The sequence below is a fragment of the Saccharothrix longispora genome, assembly GCF_031455225.1.
GTDB lineage: Bacteria > Actinomycetota > Actinomycetes > Mycobacteriales > Pseudonocardiaceae > Actinosynnema > Actinosynnema longispora.
On the sequence record NZ_JAVDSG010000001.1, the window covers coordinates 5,441,956 to 5,457,060 of the forward strand.

At 73.8% G+C, this 15,105-nt stretch carries 19 protein-coding genes; 7 read left to right on the forward strand and 12 right to left on the reverse strand.

What is annotated here, in order from left to right:
- Positions 1–79 precede the first annotated feature (79 nt).
- On the forward strand, positions 80–361 hold the full coding sequence (locus J2S66_RS22565; protein ID WP_310315005.1) for a hypothetical protein: 282 nt from the start codon (positions 80–82) through the stop codon (positions 359–361).
- 14 nt (positions 362–375) lie between these two features.
- The gene (locus J2S66_RS22570; protein WP_310309234.1) at positions 376–1,092 is read left to right on the forward strand and encodes a lysophospholipid acyltransferase family protein; all 717 of its coding nucleotides are present in this window, start codon (positions 376–378) and stop codon (positions 1,090–1,092) included.
- A 97-nt stretch (positions 1,093–1,189) separates the two neighbouring features.
- Here the strand turns inward: J2S66_RS22570 and smc are convergent, their stop codons facing one another.
- From smc to J2S66_RS22590, 4 genes are all read right to left on the reverse strand, one after another.
- Entirely contained in the window at positions 1,190–4,849 is a 3,660-nt protein-coding gene (gene smc / locus J2S66_RS22575) for a chromosome segregation protein SMC (RefSeq protein WP_310309235.1), read from the reverse strand.
- A 64-nt stretch (positions 4,850–4,913) separates the two neighbouring features.
- Complete coding sequence (locus J2S66_RS22580) at positions 4,914–5,573, reverse strand: anti-sigma factor family protein (RefSeq protein WP_310309236.1); 660 nt, start codon at positions 5,571–5,573, stop codon at positions 4,914–4,916.
- The gene (locus J2S66_RS22585; protein WP_310309237.1) at positions 5,570–6,076 is read right to left on the reverse strand and encodes a sigma-70 family RNA polymerase sigma factor; all 507 of its coding nucleotides are present in this window, start codon (positions 6,074–6,076) and stop codon (positions 5,570–5,572) included. Before J2S66_RS22585 ends, J2S66_RS22580 begins: the two co-directional genes overlap by 4 nt.
- Positions 6,077–6,109: 33 nt before the next feature.
- Positions 6,110–6,406 carry an acylphosphatase gene (locus J2S66_RS22590; RefSeq protein ID WP_310309238.1) on the reverse strand — a complete coding sequence of 99 codons (297 nt, stop codon included), beginning with the start codon at positions 6,404–6,406 and terminating at the stop codon, positions 6,110–6,112.
- Between the two features lie 64 nt (positions 6,407–6,470).
- Between J2S66_RS22590 and J2S66_RS22595 the strand changes: the two genes are divergently transcribed.
- The 3 genes from J2S66_RS22595 (at position 6,471) to J2S66_RS22605 (ending at position 8,335) form a co-directional block, all read left to right on the forward strand.
- Positions 6,471–7,184: a CAP domain-containing protein gene (locus J2S66_RS22595; protein ID WP_310309239.1), complete on the forward strand. Its 714-nt coding sequence runs from the start codon at positions 6,471–6,473 to the stop codon at positions 7,182–7,184.
- A gap of 18 nt (positions 7,185–7,202) precedes the next feature.
- Positions 7,203–7,739, forward strand: a complete 537-nt coding sequence (locus tag J2S66_RS22600) for a hypothetical protein (protein ID WP_310309240.1) — start codon at positions 7,203–7,205, stop codon at positions 7,737–7,739.
- Between the two features lie 134 nt (positions 7,740–7,873).
- Positions 7,874–8,335: a hypothetical protein gene (locus tag J2S66_RS22605; protein WP_310309241.1), complete on the forward strand. Its 462-nt coding sequence runs from the start codon at positions 7,874–7,876 to the stop codon at positions 8,333–8,335.
- A gap of 6 nt (positions 8,336–8,341) precedes the next feature.
- Here J2S66_RS22605 and J2S66_RS22610 read toward each other — a convergent pair whose 3' ends face one another.
- Positions 8,342–8,875, reverse strand: a complete 534-nt coding sequence (locus tag J2S66_RS22610) for a GNAT family N-acetyltransferase (protein WP_310309242.1) — start codon at positions 8,873–8,875, stop codon at positions 8,342–8,344.
- A gap of 69 nt (positions 8,876–8,944) precedes the next feature.
- On the opposite strand from J2S66_RS22610, the gene J2S66_RS22615 reads away from it, so the two are divergent.
- The gene (locus J2S66_RS22615; RefSeq protein WP_310309243.1) at positions 8,945–10,045 is read left to right on the forward strand and encodes an FAD-dependent oxidoreductase; all 1,101 of its coding nucleotides are present in this window, start codon (positions 8,945–8,947) and stop codon (positions 10,043–10,045) included.
- A 4-nt stretch (positions 10,046–10,049) separates the two neighbouring features.
- Here the strand turns inward: J2S66_RS22615 and J2S66_RS22620 are convergent, their stop codons facing one another.
- A complete protein-coding gene (locus J2S66_RS22620; protein ID WP_310309244.1) occupies positions 10,050–10,727 on the reverse strand; it encodes a response regulator in 678 nt (225 codons plus the stop codon).
- A gap of 256 nt (positions 10,728–10,983) precedes the next feature.
- On the opposite strand from J2S66_RS22620, the gene J2S66_RS22625 reads away from it, so the two are divergent.
- The gene (locus J2S66_RS22625; RefSeq protein ID WP_306747469.1) at positions 10,984–11,415 is read left to right on the forward strand and encodes a MarR family winged helix-turn-helix transcriptional regulator; all 432 of its coding nucleotides are present in this window, start codon (positions 10,984–10,986) and stop codon (positions 11,413–11,415) included.
- Positions 11,416–11,468: 53 nt separating this feature from the next.
- Here the strand turns inward: J2S66_RS22625 and mutM are convergent, their stop codons facing one another.
- The 6 genes from mutM to J2S66_RS22655 all read right to left on the reverse strand — a co-directional run bounded on the left by mutM (position 11,469) and on the right by J2S66_RS22655 (position 15,005).
- On the reverse strand, positions 11,469–12,326 hold the full coding sequence (gene mutM, locus J2S66_RS22630; RefSeq protein WP_310309245.1) for a bifunctional DNA-formamidopyrimidine glycosylase/DNA-(apurinic or apyrimidinic site) lyase: 858 nt from the start codon (positions 12,324–12,326) through the stop codon (positions 11,469–11,471).
- A gap of 10 nt (positions 12,327–12,336) precedes the next feature.
- The gene (locus J2S66_RS22635; protein WP_310309246.1) at positions 12,337–12,507 is read right to left on the reverse strand and encodes a hypothetical protein; all 171 of its coding nucleotides are present in this window, start codon (positions 12,505–12,507) and stop codon (positions 12,337–12,339) included.
- A gap of 67 nt (positions 12,508–12,574) precedes the next feature.
- On the reverse strand, positions 12,575–13,378 hold the full coding sequence (gene rnc / locus J2S66_RS22640; protein ID WP_310309247.1) for a ribonuclease III: 804 nt from the start codon (positions 13,376–13,378) through the stop codon (positions 12,575–12,577).
- 30 nt (positions 13,379–13,408) lie between these two features.
- Positions 13,409–13,591 carry a 50S ribosomal protein L32 gene (gene rpmF, locus J2S66_RS22645; protein WP_306747465.1) on the reverse strand — a complete coding sequence of 61 codons (183 nt, stop codon included), beginning with the start codon at positions 13,589–13,591 and terminating at the stop codon, positions 13,409–13,411.
- 2 nt (positions 13,592–13,593) lie between these two features.
- A complete protein-coding gene (locus tag J2S66_RS22650; protein ID WP_310309248.1) occupies positions 13,594–14,181 on the reverse strand; it encodes a YceD family protein in 588 nt (195 codons plus the stop codon).
- 107 nt (positions 14,182–14,288) lie between these two features.
- On the reverse strand, positions 14,289–15,005 hold the full coding sequence (locus J2S66_RS22655) for a DivIVA domain-containing protein (RefSeq protein WP_310309249.1): 717 nt from the start codon (positions 15,003–15,005) through the stop codon (positions 14,289–14,291).
- Between the last annotated feature and the right edge of the window lie 100 nt (positions 15,006–15,105).

Genomic DNA, 15,105 nt, shown 5'->3' on the forward strand with positions numbered 1-15,105 from the left:
GGGGAACCCTGGACGGGTGAGCAGTGAGGAAACGATCCAACTCGAACTCAACGACAGCGGGGTGGCGGTGGACCTCCCGATGCCCGCCAACCAGCGGGACCAGGTCCAGGAAGTCCCCTACCGGCCCGTCGAGTTCCGCGACGACGACCTGCCCAGCGCGTTGGAGCGCGCCGCCTCCTGGCTGCGGCAGACCCAGGACTGGCTCGGTGAGCCGGTCGACGTGATCGCCGTGCACCTGGACTACGACGACACCAAGGGGTCGCCGTACTACGCGCTGAAGCTGTTGTGCAACGAAGAGGACCTGGCGGGGGTGCCCAAGGTCGTGCGCGAACACGAAGGCTCCGCCACTACTAGCGAGTAACGTAGGCTGGTCGTATGCCAGATCGCGTGTACCCGCCGGTGATCGCCGCGGCCAAGCTGATGTTCCGCGTGCTCGACCTGCGCATCGCCCGGGAAGGCACGGAACACGTGCCGACCACCGGCGGGGCCGTGTTGGCCTCCAACCACGTGTCCTACCTCGATTTCATCTTCGCCGGGTTCGGCGCGCTGCCCGCGCGCCGGCTCGTCCGGTTCATGGCCAAGCACGAGGTGTTCAAGCACCCCGTGTCCGGCCCGCTCATGCGCGGGATGCGCCACATCCCGGTGGACCGGGGCGCCGGCCAGGCGTCCTACCAGCAGGCCCTGACCGCGCTGCGGTCCGGCGAGGTCGTCGGGATCTTCCCGGAGGCCACGATCAGCCGGTCGTTCACGGTCAAGGAGGTCAAGAGCGGCGCGGTGCGGCTCGCGGCCGAGGCGGGCGTGCCGCTGCTGCCGACCGCCGTGTGGGGCACCCAGCGGCTGTGGACCAAGGGCCGGCCCAAGAGCCTGACCCAGCGGCACGTGCCGATCACGATCGTCGTCGGCGAGCCGATCGAGCCGACCACCGACGCCGCCCTGCGCACCCGCGTCCAGGAGCTGCTGGACCACGCGCAGAAGACCTACCCGGAGTCCGGTGAGGGCCAGTGGTGGCAGCCCGCCCACCTCGGCGGCACCGCGCCCACGCCGGAGGAAGCCGCCCGGCTCGACGCCCCGAGGGGCCCGTCACCCGCGTAGCACCTCCCGGCGGAGCCGTTCGGCCGACCACCGCCCCACCAGCTCCCGCGGGCGGCCTCGGAGGCGCCCACGACCCGACCCCGCGCACGGCGCGGGGTCACCCGCCGGGTTCGACCTCGGGTTCGGGTGCGGCGGCGGGCTCGGCGGCGGGCTTGGCCTTGGCGCGCTTCGGCTTGTCCTCCGGCGCGCGCAGGCGCTGCGAGATCACCTGGCTGATGCCGTCACCGCGCATCGAGACGCCGTACAGCGCATCGGCGATCTCCATGGTCGGCTTCTGGTGCGTGATGATCAGCAGCTGCGAGTGCTCGCGCAGCTGCTCGAACAGGCTGATCAACCGGTGCAGGTTGGTGTCGTCCAGCGCCGCCTCGACCTCGTCCATCACGTAGAACGGCGAGGGCCTGGCGCGGAAGATCGCGACCAGCATGGCGACCGCGGCCAGGGACTTCTCGCCGCCGGACAGCAGCGACAGCCGCTTGACCTTCTTGCCGGGCGGACGGGCCTCCAGCTCGATGCCGGTGGTCAGCATGTCGCCCGGCTCGGTCAGCACGAGCCTGCCCTCGCCGCCGGGGAACAGGACCTTGAACACGACCTCGAACTCGCGGGCCACGTCCTCGTAGGCCGACGTGAAGACCTCCAGGATCTTGTCGTCGACGTCCTTCACCACGGTCAGCAGGTCGCGCCGGGTCGCCTTGATGTCCTCCAGCTGGTTGGACAGGAACTTGTAGCGCTCCTCCAGCGCGGCGAACTCCTCCAGCGCCAGCGGGTTGACCTTGCCCAGCAGCGACATGTCCCGCTCGGCCCGCTTGGCCCGCCGGACCTGGGTCTCGCGGTCGTACGGGATCGGCTGCGGCGGGGTGACGGCCTCGCCGCGCTCCTTGGCCGCCTCGTACTCGGCGACCTCCTGCGGCGACGGCGGGATGAACACGTCCGGGCCGTACTCGGTGACCAGGTCGTCCAGGCCGATGCCGAAGTCGTCGGCGACCTTGGTCTCCAACTGCTCGATGCGCATCCGCTGCTCGGCGCGCAGCACCTCGTCCCGGTGCACGGCGTCGGTCAGCTTCTCCAGCTCCACCGACATCTCCCGCACCAGGTTGCGCACCTGGGCGAGGAACGCCTCGCGCTGGCCGCGGCGCTCCTGCGCGGCGTCGCGCTCCTGCGCGGCGCGGGCCAGCGACACCGCGATCCGCTCCAGCGCCAGCTCACCGCCGCGCACCACGGCCTTGGCGACGACGGCGCCGCGGGCGCGGGCGGCGTGCGCGCGCTGCGCGCGTTCCCGGGCCTCCCGCTCGGCGCGGGCGGCGCGGCGCAGCCCCTCGGCCTTGCCCTGCAACGCCCGCGCGCGCTCCTCGGCGGTGCGCAGCGACAGCCGCGCGTCCACCTCGCCCTGCCGGGCGGAGGCCAGTTCGGCGGCCATCTCGTCGCGGTGCGCGGTGTCCGGCTCGTCCTCCAGGTCCTGCTGCTCCTGGGCGACGAGGAGGCGCTCCTCCAGCTCGGCCAGCTTGAGCAGGTTCTCCTCGCGGGCCGCCTCGACCTTCCCGCGCTGCGCGCGCACCCGCTCGACCTCGGCCTCGGCGGAGCGCACGGCCGCGGCGAGCCGGTTGAGCCGCTCCGAGGACCGGGCGCGGCGCACCTTGGCCTCGTTGAGCTGCTCCTTCAGGGCGGCGACCTCGGCGCGCCTGGCCTGCTGCTCGGCCCGCGCGCCCTCCAGCGCCGCCGTGTGCTGCTCGGCCGCCCGCTCGGCGAGCGCCAGCTTCTCGGTCGCCTCGTCGACCGCGGCCTGCACCTCGATGACGCTCTGGCTGCGGGCGCCGGAGCCGCCGACGGCCCAGTCCGCGCCCAGCACGTCGCCCTCGCGCGTCACGGCCCGCACCGACGGGTGCGCCGCCACGAGGTCCCGCGCGGCCGGCAGGTCGTCGACCACGACCAGCCCGTCCAGCGCCCGGTGCAGCGCGGGCCGCAACGCCTCCGGCGCCCGCACCAGGTCCACGGCCCACCGCGCGCCGGGCGGCAGCGGCGGCCGGCCGGAGCGGTCGGGGAACGTCGGCGCGCCACCGACCAGCAGGCCCGCGCGCCCGCCGTCCTGCTCCTTGAGGAACTCCAGCGCGGCGACCGCGTCGGAACCCGCCGCCACCGCCACCGCGTCCGCGACCGGACCCAGGGCGGCGGCCAGCGCGACCTCCGCGCCCGGTTCCACGGTCAGCAGCGCGGCCACCGACCCGAGCAGTCCGGGCAGCCGGGACGCCAGCAGCGCGCCCGCCCCGTCCTTGCGGGTCAGGCCGAGCGACAGCGCGTCCACGCGGGCCTTCCACGACGCGATGTCGCGCTCAGCGGCGCGCTCGGCCTTCACCAGCTCCTCGACCCGGCTCCGCGCCGCGTCGTTCGCCTCGACGGCCAGCCGGTGCCGCTCGTCGAGCCCGACGTCGTCCTCGTCCTCGGTGCCGGTGGCCTCGCGGCCCTCGGCCAGCTCCTGCTGCGCCAGCTCCGACCGCCCGGCGGCCTCGGCGAGCGCGGTGGACATGCGCTCGATCTCCTCGGCGGTCGCGCTCGTCTTGGAGCGCAGCGCCTCCACCTGTCCGGACAGCCGGGCCAGGCCCTCGCGGCGGTCGGCGATCGCCCGCACGGCCGCCAGGTGCGCCTTCTCCGCCGCCGACACCTGCCGCTCCAGCTCGGCACGGGTCTCCACGGCCTCCGCCAGCCCCACCCGGGCCTCGGTGACCGCCTCCTGGAGCTCCTCCTCCAGCAGCGCGGTCTGCTCGGCCTCGGCCTCCAGCTCGTCCGGGTCGCGCCCGCCGCGCGGGGCCTCGACCGCCGCCGACAGGTGCCGCTCGCGCTCCACGGCCAGCCGCACGGTGCCGCGCAGCCGCTCCTCCAGCGCGGAGAGCCGGTACCAGGTGTCCTGGGCCCGCTGGAGCTTCGGCGCGTCGGCCGCGACCTGGTCCTCCAGCTCGTTCTGCTGGAACTGCGCCTGCTGGAGCGACTTCTCCACCTCGGCGCGGCGGGCGCGGGCGCGCGCCTCGTCCTGCTCCTCGCGGGCCAGCGCCTCGCGCCGCGTCACCAGGTCGTCGGCCAGCAGGCGCATCCGCGCGTCCCGCAGCTCGGACTGCACCACCTGGGCGCGGCGGGCGATCTCGGCCTGCTTGCCGAGCGGCTTGAGCTGTCGGCGCAGTTCGGCGGTGAGGTCGGTGAGGCGGGTCAGGTTCGCCTGCATCGCCTCCAGCTTCCGCAGCGCCTTCTCCTTGCGCTTGCGGTGCTTGAGGACGCCCGCGGCCTCCTCGACGAACGCCCGGCGCTCCTCCGGCTTGGACTCCAGGATCGCGGCGAGCTGGCCCTGGCCGACGATCACGTGCATCTCGCGGCCGATGCCGGAGTCGCTGAGCAGTTCCTGGATGTCCATGAGCCGGCACGAGTTGCCGTTGATCTCGTACTCGGTGGCGCCTTCGCGGAACATCCGGCGGGTGATCGACACCTCGACGTAGTCGATCGGCAGGGCGCCGTCGGAGTTGTCGATGGTCAGCGTCACCTCGGCGCGGCCGAGCGGCGCGCGGCCGGACGTGCCGGCGAAGATGACGTCCTCCATCTTGCCGCCGCGCAGGTCCTTCGCGCCCTGCGTGCCCATCACCCAGCGGAGCGCGTCCAGCACGTTCGACTTGCCCGACCCGTTGGGGCCGACGACGCACGTGATGCCCGGCTCGAAGCGCAGGGTGGTAGCCGAGGCGAAGGACTTGAAGCCCTTCAGCGTCAGGCTCTTGAGGTGCACGCCGGGCAGCGTAACCGAGAACGGTTCGGGCCGGTCACGGACCGGGCGGGGCTGACCTGCGCGATCACGGCGCCACCGAGACCAGGACCTTCATGTCCACCACCACGTCGAGGCGCTCGATGTCCTCCACCGGGAACGAGGTGGCGCCGGGTACGCGGTCGCCGGGGGCGTGGTCGGTGCCCCACCAGCCGCCGATCTCGGTGCGGCCGGCGCGGTCGTGGACGACGAGCTCGCACCTCATGCCCTTGGGCACGTTCCCGATGGTCAGCCACAGCTCCGTGCCCCACGACCGGCCGAGGAGGTCGGCGCGGGCCTCCACGCCGGAGGTCGCGTCCAGGGCGTGCCAGCTGACCGCGCCCCGGTCCGGCGCGTCGTCGCGCGGCGACAGCACGAGCAGCGCCGCGGCCGCGACCAGCGGCACGAGCACGCCGGCGGCCACGAGCAGCAGCCGCCGGCGCCGGGTGCGGGCGGTGGGTCCGGCCGGCGCCGGGGCGTCCGGGGGAGGCAGCGGCCACAGGTCCGGCGCCGGGGCCGGGTCGTCGAACGGCAGCTCCAGGTCGGCCGGCTGGACCTGCCCGAGCAGACCGGGCAGCGGCGCGAGGCGCACCATCTCCCGGCGGCAGGTGACGCAGGTGCGCGCGTGCCGCTCGAACCACGCCCGTTCGGCCGGGTCGAGCGAACCGAGCAGGTAGGCGCCCAGCGCGACGGTCTCCGCGCAGCTCACGACCGGATCACCCCGCGTTCCTCCAGGGCGTCGCGCAGGGCGCGCAGGGCGTAGAAGCAGCGCGACTTGACCGTGCCGGCCGGGACGCCGAGCACCGCCGCCGCCTCGGCCACCGTGCGGCGCCGGTAGTACAGCTCGACCACCGCGTCGCGGTGGTCCGCGCCGAGGGACCGCAGCGCCTCGACCACCTGCCAGCCCTGGAGGGCGTGCTCCACCGCGTCGGCGACCGGCGGCAGGCGCCGCGGTCCGACCGGGACCTCCGGGTCGCGGCCGCCGCGCTTGCGGAAGCCGGAGACGACCAGGTTGCGGGCCACGGTGTGCAGCCACGGCCCCGCGTCGGCGGGCGTGAGGTCGCCGGCGTGCCGCCAGGCCCTCAGGAGGGTTTCCCGGACCACGTCCTCCGCCTGCCGGTGGTCACCCCCGACCATCCGCAGGACGTAGCCGTGCAGCGGGCCGCGCCAACGGCCGTACAGCTGCCTGACGACATCTTCGCCCCGGTCCACATCGAGGTACTACGCCACCGGGCGGGCGCGCGTTCAACGCTCCGCGAAACCGGTGAGGCCGCCTCGGGCCGCCGACCAGCGCTCCACGACAGATTCCACCCGACCGGGGGTAGCGCCGGAACGCAGCGCGACCACCAGTTCGCGGCACGCCGACTCCGGACCCTCGGCGTTCACCTCCACACGGCCATCCCGCAGGTTGGAGGCCGATCCGACAAGTCCCAGCTCAAGAGCTCGTGATCGGGTCCACCAGCGGAACCCGACGCCTTGCACGTGCCCGCGCACCCAGGCGGTGAGGCGCACGACCGGTTCTTCTTCAGCCACGATGGCCATCCTGACATTTCACCCGTTAGTGGTACGGTGCGCGACCGTGACTGCACGACGCGGTAATCGGTCCGTGATCGGCGTTCTCCTCGGCCTGCTGCTCGGCGCGGCCGGTGCGACCGGGGTCGCGTTCGCGGGGCCCGAGCAGCTCGCGCCGTTCACGGGGCAGAGCACGGCCCAGGACGGCGACGTGGGCAACGGTATCGGCATCGGCGGCGTGGGCGGCATCGGCGAGCCCGCGCAGGGGCGCGAGCCCGAGGCCCCGCCGGCGACCACCGACGCACCGTCGGTCGACGAGACGACCACCACGACGACCACGACCACCACCGCCGCGCCGACCACGACGACGCCGGTGACGACGACCACCGCCCCCCGCGAGTCGTCCGCCGCGCCCACCACGACGACCACCGAGGTCGCCGCGTCGCCCGAGGCCGAGGTCGTGGCGCTCGTCAACGACGCCCGCGAGCTGGCCGGCTGCACGCCGCTCACGGTCGACGAGCGGGTCGTGCGGGCCGCGCGGGACCACACCACCGACATGGCCGACCGCGACTACTTCTCGCACACCACCCCGGAGGGCGTGGACTTCGCCCAGCGGATGCGGTCCGCGGGCCACCCCAACCCCGGCGGCGAGAACATCGCGAAGGGCCAGCGCTCCGCCGAGCAGGTCATGACGGCGTGGATGAACTCCGACGGGCACCGGCGCAACATCCTGAACTGCGGGTTCACCACGATCGGGGTGGGCCTGGACACGCGTGGCTGGTACTGGACCCAGAACTTCGGCTGGTAGATCACCTTGGGAGCACCGTTGCACGACACACCGGAGCAGGGCACACCGGAGTACCGGACCCCGGAGCCCGACGGCCCGCGCAGGCGCGTGTCGCCGCACTGGCTGCTGGCCGCGTCGGGTGTCGCCGTGTCGACGGTGTTCGCCACCATCGCCTCCTTCGCGGGCGCGAGCCCCGGCGCGGCCCCCGCCCCGACCCCGCGCGAGGACGTGGTCAGCCGCGACACCCTCACCACCGCGTCGCGCACGTCGTCGGCGGCCCCCTCGGTCAGCGTGACCACGACGACCGAGAGCACGTCGTCGTCGGCGGCCGCGGAGACGACGACCACGACCACCGCGAAGCGCACCCGGGTCACGACGGTCACCAACGCGGACGGCACCACGACCACCACCACGGTCGAGGACACGGGCCCGACGCAGCAGCCGACCAACCCGGGCCAGCCGACCACCACGACCACCACGACGACGCCGGTGGTCACCACGACCACGACCACCACCACGGTGCCGACCACGACCACCACCACGACGACCGCTCCGGCCGGCAGCGAAACGCCGTAACGAGCGCCCGCGCGACCGGTGACGGTCCTCCACACCATCGTGTGGAGGACCGGCTCTGGCCGTGAACATCGCCCCCCGAACCGCCGATATCCCGGTAACCCGGCCGATCGACCGGGTTTCCCCTGGGAGATGGTGTGTTCGAGGAAGATCGCCAGACGTCGCCGAAGAAGCGGTTCTCGTCCGTCGCGCTGCTCGCCGCGGGCGGCGCCGTCGTCGCCACCGTCATCGCCACCCTCGCGTCGATGATGGCCACCGGCGACCCGGCGCCCGCCCAGCCGGAGCCGCGCGCCGGCGTGGACGCGTCGTTCACCACGTCGGAGAGCGTCCTGCCCGACGGCCGGACGGCCACGGTCGTCGTCACGGTGTCCACCCGCGTGGCGGCCGCCAAGCGCCCCGAGGCGCCGGCGGCGAAGCCCGAGGAGCAGCGGCCGGCCACGGAGTCGGCGCGGGTCACCACGGTGACCCCGACGGAGCCGCAGGCGACCACCACGCAGCCGCCGAGCACCCCGCCGCAGTCCGCCCCGGCGTCCTCGTCCGCCTCGTCGAGCGCCACCACGCCCCCGACCACCACCACGACGGAGACCGGGGCGTCGTAGGGCGCGCTACCAGACGTCGCCGTCGCGCCAGTCGCACGTGAGGTCGCCCCGGAGGTCCGGCACGACCCCGGCGGGCAGCACGAACACCCCGTCGTCCTCCTCCTCGGTGCGCACGACCCCGTCCGGGGTCATCGCGAAGGTCCGACCGCGCCACCGCAGCCACCCGCGCCCCGCGTAGAAGGGCACGCCGTCCTCGGAGGCGCTCAGCACCCCGAACGCGTACCCGCCGCGCACGACGTCCTCCAGCGCGCCCATCACCGCGCCGCCGACGCCCCGGCGGCGGTGCGACGCCCGCACGGCCACCGCCTCGACGTACCCGACGCGCACCGACCGGCCCCCGTGCAGCATCTCCCGCCGCACGACCGAGCCGTGGCCGACGAGGACGTCGCCGTCGCGCACGAGGGCGTGCACGCCGCCCAGGGCGTGCGCCCAGTCCTCGTCGGAGAACCCGCCGTCGAACGCCCCGTCGAGCAGGTCCCGCACGGCGGCGCGGGTCGGCTCGGGCAGCTGCCAGGTGTGGACCAGGGAGACGGGTGACACGCTTCACACCTTAGGCGCGTCACGTCCGCGCCCCCGGCCCCGCTCCACCTCCGGAGAGAGGACGGGGACATGGCAGAGCACGTCGTGGTGGTGGGTGCGGGGTACGCCGGCCTGGCCGCCGCCAAGCTGGCGGCGAGGTGGACCGGCTCCAGGGTCACCCTGGTCAACGAGCGGGACCGGTTCGTCGAACGGGTCCGGCTGCACGAACTGGCGGCGGGTCGGCGGCTGCGCGACCTCCCGCTGCGCGACCTGCTGGCGGGCAGCGGCGTGGAACTCGTGGTCGACCGGGTCACCGGCATCGACCTCGCCGCGCGCGAGGTCCGGCTCACCGGTGGCGCCCTGGGCTACGACCGGCTCGTCTACGCGCTGGGCAGCCACGCCGACCCGGGCGTGCCGGGCGCCGCCGGGCACGCCCACTCGGTGTCCACCCTGGAGGACGCCGAACGCCTCGCCGCCGCGCTCGCCGGCGCGCGGGCGGTCGCCGTCGTCGGCGGTGGTCTGACCGGGATCGAGGCCGCCGCGGAACTGGCCGAGGCGCGCCCGGACCTGGCCGTGGCGCTGGTGACGGGCGGCGGGTTCGGGGAGGCGCTGTCGGTGAAGGGCCGGCGGCACGTGCGCCGCGTGTTCGACCGGCTCGGCGTCACCGTCCACGACGGCGCGGGCGTCACCGCGGTGGACGCCGACGGGGTCGCGCTGGGCACCGGCGGGCGGGTCGCGGCCGACGCGGTGGTGTGGGCGGCCGGGTTCGCCGTGCCCGACCTGGCCCGTGCGGCCGGGCTGGCGGTGGACGCCGCGGGCCGCGTGCTGGTCGACCACACCCTCACGTCGGTCTCGCACCCCGACGTGCTGGCGATCGGCGACGCCGCCGTGATCAGGCGGCGGGACGGCCTGGAACTGCGCATGGCGTGCGCGACGGGCCTGCCGACCGCGCAGAAGGCCGTGCGGGCGCTGGCGCGGCGGCGGCGCGGCGCGGAACCGGGGCCGCTCGACTTCCGCTATGTCAACCAGTGCGTCAGCCTGGGCCGCCGCGACGGGCTGATCCAGTTCGTGGACGCCGACGACCGGCCGAGGGAGTTCGTCCTCACCGGACGGCTCGCGGCGCGCTACAAGGAACTGGTGGTGCGCGGGACCGTCCTCGTCGAGCGGTACCCGGCGATCCCCGCCGGGTGAGGGCTCACACCTCGAACCGGTACCCCATCCCCGGCTCCGTCACCAGGTGCCGGGGGTGGGACGGCTCGGGCTCCAGCTTGCGGCGCAGCTGCGCCAGGTACACCCGCAGGTAGTGCGTCTCCTTCGCGTACTGCGGGCCCCACACCTCCTGGAGGAGCTGCTTCTGCGCCACCAGCCGGCCGCGGTGGCGGACCAGCACCTCCAGCAGACCCCACTCGGTGGGCGTCAGGTGCACCTCGGCGCCGTCGCGCAGCACCTTCTTCGCGGCCAGGTCCACGGTGAACGACGCCGTCTCCACGACCGCGTCCTCGCCCTCCACGACGGCGCCGCGCCGCACCGCCGCGCGCAACCGGGCCAGCAGCTCGTCCATGCCGAACGGCTTGGTCACGTAGTCGTCGGCGCCCGCGTCCAGGGCCTCCACCTTGTCGGTCGAGTCGACCCGCGCGGACAGCACGATGATCGGCACGGTCGTCCAGCCGCGCAGGCCCGCGATCACCTCGGTGCCGTCGACGTCCGGCAGGCCCAGGTCCAGCACCACCACGTCCGGCTTGCCCTCGGCGGCGGCCCTCAGCGCGGTCGTGCCGTCGTGGGCCGTCAGCACGGAGTAGCCGCGCGCCGACAGGTTGATCCGGAGGGCCCGCACGATCTGCGGCTCGTCGTCCACCACCAGCACCTTCGTCACGCTCGGACACTACGCCCGGGACGCGCCGGCCCGCCGCGCGCGATCACGTTCGGCGAGTTCCCTGACGCCGTCTTGACGGGGTCGGGTCAACCGCCCATCCCAGGTCGTGGCCGGAAGTCCGCATCGGTGCGGACACAGGTGAGTACATCCGGGTGCGAATGAATCCATTCTCTGGACAGGAGTACTGCGATAGTGCGAACGTCCTGTCCGAATTCGGACACTTGCTCACTCACGGTGAGCCACCAGGAGGTCCTTGATGACCACCAGTGTGACCAATCAGGACGCGTTACAACTCGTGGTCGCCGTGCACCGGCTGACCCGGAGCCTGCGCCAGTCCGCTTCCGTACGCCGGCTCCAACCCACGCAGCTGCTGGTGCTGGCCGAGCTGTCCTCCCTGGGGCCCATGCGGATCGGCGAGATAGCGGTGCGGGCCCTGTGCTCCCAGCCGACGGCGACCACCGTGGTGACCGGCCTGGAGTCGACCGGTCTCGTCCGGCGCGAGTCGGACCCGGCCGACGGCCGGGCCACGATCGTCGAGCTCACCGCGTTGGGCCGCGACACGATCGCGTCGCTGGCGCACGGCGAGGCGGAACTGCTCTCCGAGCGGCTCTCCCGCCTCAGCGAGGACGAGCGCGACGCGCTCAGGTCCGTCACCCCGCTCCTGCGACGCCTCGCCGAACCCCGGTGAGGCCGCACCGGTGACCCGCGCCGCGCCCTGCCCGCGGCTCACCGGCCCCCCGCTCAGGTCCTGGGCCTCGGCTGGCAGCGGGGGCACGAGTACGACGAGCGGTTCATGAACGGCTCGCGCCGGACGGGCGTCCCGCACCGGCGGCACGGCTCGTCCTCCCGCCCGTACACGGCCAGCGAGCGGTCGAAGTAGCCCGACTGGCCGTTCACGTTGACGTACAGCGCGTCGAACGACGTCCCGCCCTGCCCCAGCGCCTCGCGCATCACCTGCGCGGCGTGCGCGATCAGCTCGGCGGCCTTGGGCCGGGACAGCCGGTCCGTCGGCCGCTCACCGTGCAGCTTGGCCCGCCACAGCGCCTCGTCGGCGTAGATGTTGCCCACGCCCGACACCAGCGTCTGGTCGAGCAGGGCGCGCTTCACCCCGGTCCGCCGCCCGCGCAGCGCGGCCACCGCCGCGGTCGGGTCGAACGCCGGGTCCATCGGGTCGCGCGCGATGTGCGCCACCGGCCGGGGCAGCCGGGCGCCGTCGACCTCCACGACCTCCGCCAGCGCCAGCCCGCCGAACGTCCGCTGGTCGACGAACCGCAGCTCGGGGCCGTCGTCGTCGAACCGCACCCGCACCCGCAGGTGCTTCTCGTCGGGCGCGCCGACCGGTTGGACCAGCATCTGGCCGCTCATGCCGAGGTGGGCGAGCATGGCGTCGCCGCCCGACAGGTCGAGCCACAGGTACTTGCCGCGCCTGCGCGCGGCCTCCAGGGTCTGCCCGGTCAGGCGCACGGCGAAATCCGCCGCACCGGGCAGGTGTCGGCGGATCGCTCGTGGGTGGAGGACCTCGACCGCGGCCACGGTCCTCCCGGCGACGTGCTCGTGCAGACCTCGGCGGACGACTTCTACCTCGGGCAACTCGGGCACGGGCGGTCGATCAGCCCTCGGACTGCTCGCGCTCGGCGGCGGCCTCGGCCTGCTCCAGCTCCTCCAGGAGCTCGTACGCGGCGGCCTGCGGCTTGGTCGGCTTGAGCATCCAACCGCCCGCCTGGGCGGTGTCGCGCACGAGGACCAGGCCCTGGATGCCGCCGCTGCGGGAGGCGTTCAACGGGCGGGAAGGACGCGCGTGGCGCGCGCGCCGGTTCGTCCGGACGTTCGTGGCATACATTTCGGCGTCAGTCTTCCTGAGTAGGTGAAGTCTGCGTGTTCGCCGAGTTGGAGGCGTGACCGTTCCCGGCCGCACCGGCTTCCTGCTCGGCGCGGACCCGTTCGTGGAGCACGCGGTAGGCGGCCTCGGCCGCCTTCTGCTCGGCTTCCTTCTTCGTGCGCCCGTCGCCGGTGCCGTGGGGCCTGCCACCGACGAGCACCGTCGCGGTGAACTCCTTGCGGTGGTCGGGCCCCTGGTCGTCGACCCGGTACTCCGGGACGCCCAGGCCCGCCGAAGCGGTCAACTCCTGCAAGCTGGTCTTCCAGTCCAGCCCGGCGCCCCGCAGCGGCGCTTCGGCCAGCAGCGGGTCGAACAGGTGGTGGACCAACTGGTGCGCGGTGTCGATGCCGAACTGCAGGTATACCGCGCCGATGACGGCTTCGAGGCCGTCGGCGAGGATGCTCGCCTTGTCCCTGCCACCGGTCAGCTCCTCGCCACGACCGAGCAGCAGGTGACCACCGAGACCGTCCTCACCCAGACCGCGGGCCACGCCCGCGAGGGCGTGCATGTTCACCACGCTCGCGCGGAGCTTGGCGAGCTGCCCCTCGGGCAGGTCGGGGTGCGTCCGGTACAGGTGGTCCGTGACGACGAGGCTGAGCACCGCGTCGCCCAGGAACTCCAGTCGCTCGTTCGGCGGGAGCCCGCCGTTCTCGTACGCGTACGACCTGTGCGTCAGGGCGAGCGTCAGCAGCTCGGCGTCCAACGGGACGCCGAGCGCTTCGAGCAACGGGACGCGATCGGCGGACCGACCGCGCGACGACCTACCCCCCACGATTCGCCGCTACCTTCACCAGAGGGGTGATCAGGCCGGCTGGACGACCTGGCGGCCGTCGTACTGGCCACAGGTCGGGCAGGCGACGTGCTGCGGCTTCGGCTGGCGGCAGGCCTTGTTCTGGCAGGCCACCAGGTGCACGGCAGCGGTCTTCCACTGAGCGCGGCGCGAGCGCGTGTTCGAGCGCGACATCTTCCGCTTCGGGACGGCCACGACTAGTTCTCCTCTGGATTGTCACGATTCCCGTCGAACCGCTCCTGGAGAGCCGCCCAACGGGGGTCAATCGTCTCATGCCCGTGGTCAGGGCCGAGATCGGCCAGCCTGCCGCCGCAGTCGACGCACAGCCCGAGGCAGTCCGGCGAGCACAGCGGCACCTGCGGCAGCGCGAGCACGATCGCGTCGCGCACCACCGGTTCGAGGTCGATCAGGTCGTCCTGCAGACGGCTGACCTCGTCCTCTTCGGTCGTCTCGTCGGTGGTGCTGTCCGGGTACGCGTACAGCTCGGTCAGCTCCACCTCGACCTCCGCGGACAGCGGCTCCAGGCAGCGCGAGCACTCCCCTTCGACCACCGTCGCGGCGGTGCCGGTCACCAGCACGCCCTCGACCACCGACTCCAGCAGGAGGTCGAGTTCGACCACGCCTCCCGCCGGCACCGCGATCACGCCCAGGAGGCCGACACCCTCCGCGGGCACCGTTCGACGGTAAGCGCGGCTGGAGCCCGCGCGACGACCCAGGTCCCTGGTGTCGATGACCCAGGGCCCGGCTGCTGTGGGACGCGCGGCGGCGTGACGATGCTCAGGCATGATGTGTGGGTGCTGTCGGGCGACTTACCACGACCAGCCAATCAAGGGTACGGGACAACCACCCCGGACGTGAAATCGGCAGGTCGGGCGTCGTCCGGCCGGATCGCTCAGTCGTGGTAGTCGAACGGCGCGGCGGCGCTGGCCACGGCCGGGCCGCGCAGGTGCGAGCGCCCCTTGCCGACGCTGCGCAGGGTGTGCGCGAGCAGGTCCTCGAAGTCGGCGAGCTTGCCGTCCACGTACGCGTCGCACTCGCCGCGCAGCCGGACCGCCTCCGTCCGGGCGACCTCCAGCACGCGGGCCGCCTCGTTGTGGGCGGCCTGCACGACCTCGGTCTGGTCGACCAGGCGCGTCTGCTCGGCCCGGCCCTCCTCGACCGCGCGCTCGTAGTTGGCCCGGCCGGCCTGGACCATCCGGTCGGCCTCGGCGTGGGCGCGGCCGACCAGGTCCTCGTACTCCTGGCGACCGGCGGCGACGGTCCGCTCGGCCTGGTCCTGGGCCTCCGCGACCATCCGCTCCGCGCGGGCGCGCGCCTCGGACAGCATCCGCTCGGCCTCGTGCTGCGCCTCGGACACCATCCGGTCCGCGTCGGAGCGGGCCTTGCTCAGGCTCTGCTCCACCTCGTGCTGCGCCTTGCCGACCAGTTCGTCGCGGTGGTCGAGCACGTCCTGCGCGTCGTCCAGCTCGGCGGGGATCGCGTCGCGGACGTCGTCGAGCAGTTCGAGCACGTCACCGCGCGGCACGACGCACCCGGAGGTCATCGGCACGCCACGCGCTTCCTCGACGATCGTGACCAGCTCGTCGAGGGCCTCGAACACCCGGTACACGTCACACTCCTCGCGCCCACAGCAGTACCCGTCCAGTGTGCCCTGCCGATCTCGTCGCCGCCGGGAGATCGGCAGGGCGTGTCCGGCCATCGGGTGATCT

What these genes read in the sequence shown, in the direction of transcription:
- J2S66_RS22565 (WP_310315005.1), top strand. Translation starts at nt 80, where the DNA reads ATGCCCGCCAACCAGCGGGACCAGGTCCAGGAAGTCCCCTACCGGCCC.
- J2S66_RS22570 (WP_310309234.1), top strand. Translation starts at nt 376, where the DNA reads ATGCCAGATCGCGTGTACCCGCCGGTGATCGCCGCGGCCAAGCTGATG.
- J2S66_RS22590 (WP_310309238.1), bottom strand. Translation starts at nt 6,406, where the DNA reads ATGGCCATCGTGGCTGAAGAAGAACCGGTCGTGCGCCTCACCGCCTGG.
- J2S66_RS22615 (WP_310309243.1), top strand. Translation starts at nt 8,945, where the DNA reads ATGGCAGAGCACGTCGTGGTGGTGGGTGCGGGGTACGCCGGCCTGGCC.
- J2S66_RS22625 (WP_306747469.1), top strand. Translation starts at nt 10,984, where the DNA reads ATGACCACCAGTGTGACCAATCAGGACGCGTTACAACTCGTGGTCGCC.
- J2S66_RS22650 (WP_310309248.1), bottom strand. Translation starts at nt 14,181, where the DNA reads ATGCCTGAGCATCGTCACGCCGCCGCGCGTCCCACAGCAGCCGGGCCC.